Below are 7,752 nucleotides of genomic sequence, written 5' to 3'. Positions count from 1 at the left end.
GCCCAGCCTTCATGACCATTCACGGCAGCCGTCAGGGTCTGATCAGTGCCGGGGCTTTCACCGAGGAGTCGGTGGGCAACACCTATCAGAAGGGGCGTGAGGACAAAATCATGGTTCAGGCCTTGAGCCACGGGATTTTCCTTCCCAAGGGGCAGGGCGCAGGAAGGCGGATGCACAAGCCGCTGATCATCACCAAGGCCCTCGACAAGGCATCACCCCTGATCGAGGTGGCGATGTGTTCCGGTGAGCTGCTCAGCCAGTGCCGCGTGGAGTTTTATCGCACCTCCGCCCAAGGCGTGCAGGAGCACTTCTACACCATCGAGCTGGAGGGGGCGCTGATTGTCGGTGCCGAGGTGCTGATGCCGCATTGTCTCGATTCGGCCATGTCGCACTTCACTCAACTGGAAAAAGTCCATTTCAGCTACCAGCGCATTTACTGGCGACACGAGGTGAGCCGCACAATGGGCTCCGACGAATGGCAGGGCGAGGTGCAGGGATGAGGCTGGTTCATCATGCTGAGTTGACCAGCGCCGAGCGTCAGCACGTTTACCCGGTGGATCAAGCGTTGGAGCGAGTCTGTCAGGTATTGCAGGAGCGCCGCCGGCTTGACGGGCTCGATGAGCTGCGGGCCAGCTTGCTGATCAATCTGGACAGCGAAGTGCTGGATCAGATCGAGCGTGGCGACTGGTTGCTGCTCAAGTCGCAGGCCGAATTCGGCCATTGGCCGGTTGCAGCGTCGGTCTTTGATCAGGCTGTGCTGGATGTGATGAACAATCCCCCCGCGCAGCCCGGGAGAACCCCGCGAATTTTTCGTCTGGTCGACAGCATGACCGGTGAGCCGCTGGCGCAGCAGCCTTACCTCGCAACGGTTGACGGCGTTGTCAGCCAGCGCAAGACCGATGCTGAGGGCATCGCCCATCTGTTCGCATCTGAGGCCGTGCGGCAGATTTCAATGAAAATTTTCAGCGTCTGAAGGGCGCGTCTATTCTTTCGCTCACCGACCGCGCGCGGTTTTTTGTTCCATGACCCGATCACGGGTGCCCGGCCTTGGCACGTTGTTGTATGGTTGTGGTCGAACCGTTGAACCCAAGTGATTGAAAGGATATCGCCATGCTGGACTGGAAGAACCGCGCGGGCAGCGCGCCTGAACGTGCCGCTGAGCCCAAGTCGGCCGCCCGCAGCTATGTGGGCGGGCTGTTGTTCAGCCGCGCGCTGGCTACGTTGATCGGCATTTATCTGCTGGTCACCATTGGCCTGGGCTGGTACTGGAGCCAGGAGCCGGCGCTGTTCCCGGTGGCGCAGAACGCTCAGGTCGCAGCCGAGAAGGAAGGCAAGCAGATGGTCGTCGGCTATACCACGGTCGAAACCCTCAAGACCGTTGCCGGTACTCTGCTGAACAAGCCGGGCGGTTACATTTCCAACGACCGTTTCCCGCCGGGCCTGTGGATGGACAACATGCCGAGCTGGGAATACGGCGTGCTGGTGCAGGTGCGTGACCTGACCCGAGCCCTGCGCAAAGACTTCGCCCGCTCGCAGTCGCAGTCGGCTGAAGACGCTGATCTGGCCAAGGCCGAGCCGCGTTTCAACTTCGACAACAAGAGCTGGATTCTGCCGTCGAGCGAATCTGAATACCAGGAAGGCATCACTTCCCTGAGCCGTTATCAGGCGCGCCTGTCCGACCCGTCGCAGAAAAACGCGCTGTTCTATGCCCGCGCCGATAACCTGAACAACTGGCTGGGCGATGTCGGCACCCGTCTGGGTTCGCTGTCGCAACGCCTGTCGGCCAGCGTTGGCCGGGTCAAGCTCAATACCGCGCTGAAAACCGAAGTGCCGGCGGTTGGCGAAGTGCCGCAGGTGGACGAAGAAGTCGTCGAGACCCCATGGATGCAGATCGACAACGTATTCTATGAAGCTCGCGGCCAGGCCTGGGCACTGTCGCACCTGCTGCGCGCCATTGAAGTGGACTTTGCCGATGTGCTGGCGAAGAAGAACGCCACCGTCAGCGTGCGTCAGATCATCCGTGAACTGGAAGCTTCGCAGGAGCCGGTCTGGAGCCCGATGATCCTCAATGGCAGCGGTTTTGGCGTATTGGCCAACCACTCGCTGGTCATGGCCAACTACATCTCCCGGGCCAACGCCGCAGTGATCGATCTGCGTCAACTGCTCAATCAGGGCTGAGTCATGGACGACAGCGCCAAAGAGGCGGCCCATCGTGCCGCCTCCGATGCCGAACAGATCGCCTGGGTCGACGAGCAGGACAACCTGCTCGGCGCTCTGGTGCGGGCCGATTTGCGTGAGCGCGGGCTGATCGGGCGCGGTACCTACATCATGTTGTTCAATTCCGCCGGTGAACTCTGCGTGCATCGGCGCACCTTGAGCAAGGCGATCTACCCCGGTTACTGGGATGTGGCGGCCGGCGGCATGGTGCAGGCCGATGAAACCTACGCCGAATCGGCTGCCCGCGAGCTGGAAGAGGAACTGGGCGTGAGCGGGGTGGAGCTGACCGCCCACGATCATTTCTTCTTTGAGGACACCGGCAATCGCCTGTGGTGCTCGGCGTTTTCCGCGGTGTGGGACGGCCCGCTGAAACTGCAGCCGGAAGAGGTGCTGGAAGCACGCTTCATTCCGGTCGAACAGGTGCTGCTGGAAATCGAACAAAAGCCTTACTGCCCGGACTCTTTGGCAGCCTTGAAGCGCTATCTGAAGGCTCAGCAAAGCAACGTCGCAAAGAACACATAAATTGGCGCCGATTGGCTCTTAGCAATTGCGCTTTTTGCCGTTACACTGCGCGACCTTTTCAAGCTGCACCGAATGGTTTGATGTGGGCCTGCCGGTCTGAACGACTACCGACCTGTAGGAGCTGCCGAAGGCTGCGATCTTTTGATCCTGATCTTTGATGAAGCAAGATCAAAAGATCGCAGCCTTCGGCAGCTCCTACATTGAATAGTCGTGAAGCCGCAGACCCCCCTACCTGTATCGGTGCAGTAGCGCTGCCCCTGCCTGAGTGGGGCTTCGCGGTCGATGACCTTGCCCAAGGTCGCGATCAGTCTTTGTCCTCCCGAGAGGATTGCCGGTGGCCAAAAAAGCCGCATCCTTCGCCGCCCTGGGCGGCCTGGTATTTTCCACCGACGCAGGTCGTCATTGCCCGGAATGCAACAAGCCGGTGGACGCCTGTATCTGCAAACAAACCGTGATCCCGGCCGGTGACGGCATTGCCCGCGTGCGTCGCGAGAGCAAGGGCCGTGGCGGCAAGACGGTGACCACCATCACCGGTGTGCCACTGGCCGAAGACGCCCTCAAGGAGCTGGCGACAACGTTGAAGAAACGTTGCGGCACCGGTGGGGCGTTGAAGGACGGGGTCATCGAAATCCAGGGCGATCATGTCGAGCTACTCTTGGCAGAGCTGATCAAACACGGTTTCAAAGCGAAGAAGTCCGGCGGCTAGCAGCCTCTGTGAAATCCATCTGCGGCTTGATCCGGCACTGAAGCAGTTCAGATCCGGCGTCGTCTCCATGGTTTTCACAGAGCCTGTTCATACCGGTTTCTAAACTACACGCGGTCAGCGCGGTCTACCGCCGCGCTGACGAACCGTCATTTTCATTCTTTAGACTGCGCCGGCCTGCGATCAGGCGACGCACTATGACTTCTTTATAGGGGACTTCGATGTCCGTACGACGCACACGTAAAGACGATGGCAGCCAATGGACAGTTGCGGACAGCCGCAGTGTTTACGGGATTCGCCATTGGGGGGCCGGGTATTTCGCGATCAATGACGCCGGTCGCGTCGAAGTTCGTCCGAACGGCCCGAGCAGCTCGCCCATCGACCTGTTCGAACAAGTCGACCAACTGCGCAAGAGCGGCTTGTCCCTGCCGTTGCTGGTGCGTTTCCCCGACATCCTGCAAGACCGTGTACGTCAGCTGACCGGTGCTTTCGACTCGAACATCGAGCGCCTGGAATACCAGAGCAAATACACCGCGCTGTACCCGATCAAGGTCAACCAGCAAGAAGCGGTGATCGAGAACATCATCGCCACCCAGAACGTTTCCATCGGTCTGGAAGCCGGCTCCAAGCCTGAGCTGCTGGCCGTGCTGGCGTTGGCGCCGAAGGGCGGCACCATCGTCTGCAACGGTTACAAGGACCGCGAGTTCATCCGTCTGGCGCTGATGGGCCAGAAGCTCGGCCACAACGTGTTCATCGTCATCGAGAAAGAATCCGAAGTCGGCCTGGTGATCGAAGAAGCTGCCTCTTTGAAGGTCAAGCCACAGGTCGGCCTGCGCGTGCGTCTGTCGTCGCTGGCGTCGTCGAAGTGGGCGGACACCGGTGGCGAGAAATCCAAATTCGGTCTGTCGGCGGCGCAACTGCTGTCGGTGGTCGAGCGCTTCCGCGCTGCCGGCCTCGATCAGGGCATTCGCCTGCTGCACTTCCACATGGGTTCGCAGATCGCCAACCTGGCTGACTACCAGCACGGTTTCAAGGAAGCGATCCGTTACTACGGCGAGTTGCGCAACCTGGGCCTGCCGGTCGATCACATCGACGTCGGCGGCGGTCTGGGTGTCGATTACGACGGTACCCACTCGCGCAATGCCAGTTCGATCAACTACGACATGGACGATTACGCCGGTGTCGTGGTCGGCATGCTCAAGGAATTCTGCGACGCGCAGAGCCTGCCGCATCCGCACATCTTCTCCGAAAGCGGCCGCTCGCTGACCGCGCACCACGCGATGCTGGTGGTGCAGGTGACCGACGTCGAGAAACACAACGACGACGTGCCGCAAATCGAAAACAAGGAAGCGCTGCCGGAAACCGTGCAGTGGCTGGTGGACCTGCTCGGCCCGACCGACATCGAAATGGTCACCGAGACTTACTGGCGCGCCACGCACTACATGAGCGACGTGGCTTCGCAGTACGCCGACGGCAAGCTGACCCTTGCTGAAAAAGCCCTGGCCGAGCAGTGCTACTTCGCTGTGTGCCGTCGCCTGCACAACTCGCTGAAGGCGCGTCAGCGTTCGCACCGTCAGGTGCTCGACGAACTCAACGACAAGCTGGCTGACAAGTACATCTGCAACTTCTCGGTATTCCAGAGCCTGCCGGACACCTGGGCGATCGATCAGGTATTGCCGATCATCCCGCTGCATCGTCTGGACGAAGAGCCGCTGCGCCGCGCTGTGCTGCAAGACCTGACCTGCGACTCCGACGGCAAGATCAACCAGTACGTCGACGAGCAGAGCATCGAAACCAGCCTGCCAGTGCACGGTCTGAACGAAGGTGAAGACTACCTGCTGGGCGTGTTCCTGGTCGGCGCCTATCAGGAAATCCTCGGCGACATGCACAACCTGTTCGGTGACACCGACTCGGTGAACATCTACCAGAACGCCGATGGCAGCGTGTACCACGCCGGTATCGAAACCCACGACACCATCGAAGACATGCTGCGCTACGTGCACCTGTCGCCGGAAGAACTGATGACCCACTACCGCGACAAGTGCGCCAGTGCCCGCATCAGTGCCAGCGAGCGTACGCAATTCCTCGATGCCTTGCGTCTGGGTCTGACCCGCTCCTCCTACCTGTCTTCCTGAGTCAGGTCTTGCATCGGGTTGTCTGAAAATTTTCAGAAAACGCTGGAAAGTTCAGACAACCCGGTGGGAGAAGTCCCAAATTACCTACGAAAAAACGACCTGACCCAGCCCGTGAAGGGATCCGGCCTGCTTTTCGCGTAGGTCATTTCCTAAGTTGTACTTCGGCACTCTACTCGGCCATGCCTGTCGGCGAGAATCCCCGGCCGCCCCTCCTGTAGAGATCCGCCCATGTTCGATTCAGTCAACGAGCCGTCGTTTCGTCTCGATATAGCGGGTCTGTCCGACCCCCTCGAGGTGCTGGCCTTCAGCGGTAGCGAGGGCATCAGCGAGCCTTTCGCGTTTGAAATCGATCTCTTGATCAATGACCCGCAACTGGATCTTTCCAGCCTGCTTTATCGCTCGGCGTTTCTGCAGTTCGGGCCGCAGCAGAACGGGTTGAACGGGCAGTTGCACAGCCTCGTCCAGCAAGAGCTCGGCCACGGCGCCCGACTGTGTCGGGCGCGCCTGGGGCCGAAACTGAGTTGTCTGGGCCTGCGCTTCAGCCAGCGGATGTTCAGCGGATATTCGGTGCCGCAAATTCTTGTGCGGGTGCTCAAGGAGCATGGGATTAGAGGTGCGCAGCGTCGTCTTGATTTGCGCGGCGATTACCCGCCGCAGATGTTTTGCACTCAATATCGCGAATCAGACTTGCAGTTTGTCCAGCGACTGTGTGAGCAGGCACGTATTCACTACTACTTTGAACATGGTCGTGACGGCCATTGCCTGGTGTTCAGCGATGACCCGGCGCAATGGCCCAAGGCTGGCGTAGCGCAACTTGACAGCGTCGGCGAGCAGCCGGCGGTACGCCGCTGGCAAGTGGCGCTGGATGCGCGGGCAGGCAGCAGCGCACAAGGGCAGACGGATGTGCCGACCCTGCGCAGCGGTCAGTGGCTGGCAATGCTCGGTCAGCCGGCCGCCGAACGCGACAGTCATTGGCTGCTCAATCGCGTCGAACACTGCGCCGACACCTCCCGGGAACCGGCCTACAGCAACCACATCTGTGGCACAAAAACGCCACAATCAACTCCGGCCAGGGCATTGGGCAGGCCGCGTATGCACAGTTTGCAGCGTGCCTGGGTGGTCGCGGTCAGCGAGCCGCAACCCGATCAGTCGCGCCCGGTTGCGGTGCAGTTCGACTGGCTGTACCAGGGCGAAGGCGCGGCGGCCAGCCACTGCTGGCTGCCGCTTGCACCGGCGTTGGCCGATAACCCACAGATCACGCTGCAGGAAGGCGTCGAGGTGGTGGTGAGTTTTCTTGAGGGGGATCCGGATCAGCCGGTCATCAGCGGGATCCTGCAGGAAGCGGCCATCGACGTTGACGCCGACGATGCGCCCGGGCTTCCCGAGAATCTGGCGAGTGCCGGCTTTGAGCAATGGCTCAAGTCCGACGAGCCGCTGCTGCTGTTGTGCCTGATACCGGGAGGTGGCAGTTACAACCGTTGTACACAGCCCGTCTGCAGTTGCCGGATGCTCGCAGCCCTGGATCAGAGCGGTGCCAGATGAGCGGCGCGGCGCGAGGGCTTGACGCGCAATGGCTGTTGCTCGATGGGCCTGAGTCACCGCGAGCCCTGCTGATACTGCGTCAGGGTTTTGCTCAAACACCCTGCTGGCAACTGTTCGATACAACCGAATTTCAGCCGGTCAGTGGGCAAGGGCCGCTGCTGATCGATTTGCACGAGAGCCCGGCGCTGGCGGCGTTGTGTCATCGCGATCCACACACCTGGCATGGCCTGCTGCTGAGCAGCGAGGTTTGCGCGCAGACACTGCTCAGCCACTTGCGGCGCATGCTGACCGTCACGTTCGACCTCAGTCATCGCGCTTTGCTCGGCTATTACAACCGTCAGACCGCGAGTTATTTCTTCGACGCCTGCGATGCTGCCGACCTGAGCCGCTGGCTTGGGCCGATCCAGCAGCTGCGCTGGTTCGGCGGGACCTGGGCGGACCGGGCGATCGGCAGTCAGGGCTGGCAACAACTGCGCAACCCGCAGTGGCTGGTCGAGCCGTTGGCGATTGAGGAAAGCCTGACGCCACGTCAGCGTGAGCGTTTGCAAACCTGCGTTCTGGAGCGGCACATCTGGCGTTGGTGCCAATCATTGGGAACCGATTATGCGGCGATGTCCTCCCATGTTCAGCAAG

Annotated in this window: 8 protein-coding genes; all 8 read left to right on the top strand. The window is 60.7% G+C overall.

Annotation, left to right across the window (positions count from 1 at the left end; translation table 11 throughout):
* Positions 1–500: Hcp family type VI secretion system effector (locus tag DBR18_RS19355; RefSeq protein WP_108591503.1), on the top strand; the 500-nt coding region annotated here is incomplete at its 5' end.
* Positions 497–973 (top strand): hypothetical protein, encoded by a 477-nt coding sequence (locus DBR18_RS19350; protein WP_108591502.1) that lies wholly within the window; start codon positions 497–499, stop codon positions 971–973. The genes DBR18_RS19355 and DBR18_RS19350, both read left to right, overlap by 4 nt.
* Before the next feature lie 137 nt (positions 974–1,110).
* A complete protein-coding gene (locus DBR18_RS19345) occupies positions 1,111–2,178 on the top strand; it encodes a DUF2333 family protein (protein WP_108591501.1) in 1,068 nt (355 codons plus the stop codon).
* Between the two features lie 3 nt (positions 2,179–2,181).
* Positions 2,182–2,739: an NUDIX hydrolase gene (locus tag DBR18_RS19340; protein ID WP_108591500.1), complete on the top strand. Its 558-nt coding sequence runs from the start codon at positions 2,182–2,184 to the stop codon at positions 2,737–2,739.
* 334 nt (positions 2,740–3,073) lie between these two features.
* Positions 3,074–3,445 carry a translation initiation factor Sui1 gene (locus tag DBR18_RS19335; RefSeq protein WP_108591499.1) on the top strand — a complete coding sequence of 124 codons (372 nt, stop codon included), beginning with the start codon at positions 3,074–3,076 and terminating at the stop codon, positions 3,443–3,445.
* A 218-nt stretch (positions 3,446–3,663) separates the two neighbouring features.
* The gene (gene speA / locus DBR18_RS19330; RefSeq protein ID WP_007963030.1) at positions 3,664–5,577 is read left to right on the top strand and encodes an arginine decarboxylase; all 1,914 of its coding nucleotides are present in this window, start codon (positions 3,664–3,666) and stop codon (positions 5,575–5,577) included.
* 228 nt (positions 5,578–5,805) lie between these two features.
* A complete protein-coding gene (locus DBR18_RS19325) occupies positions 5,806–7,119 on the top strand; it encodes a type VI secretion system Vgr family protein (RefSeq protein ID WP_108591498.1) in 1,314 nt (437 codons plus the stop codon).
* On the top strand, positions 7,116–7,752 hold a 637-nt coding region (locus DBR18_RS19320), incomplete at its 3' end, for a DUF4123 domain-containing protein (protein WP_256588793.1). The genes DBR18_RS19325 and DBR18_RS19320, both read left to right, overlap by 4 nt.

Source organism: Pseudomonas sp. HMWF021, from assembly GCF_003061005.1.
GTDB lineage: Bacteria > Pseudomonadota > Gammaproteobacteria > Pseudomonadales > Pseudomonadaceae > Aquipseudomonas.
The sequence above is the reverse complement of the archived record's forward strand: the minus strand, read 5'-3'. Positions and strand labels throughout refer to the sequence as shown.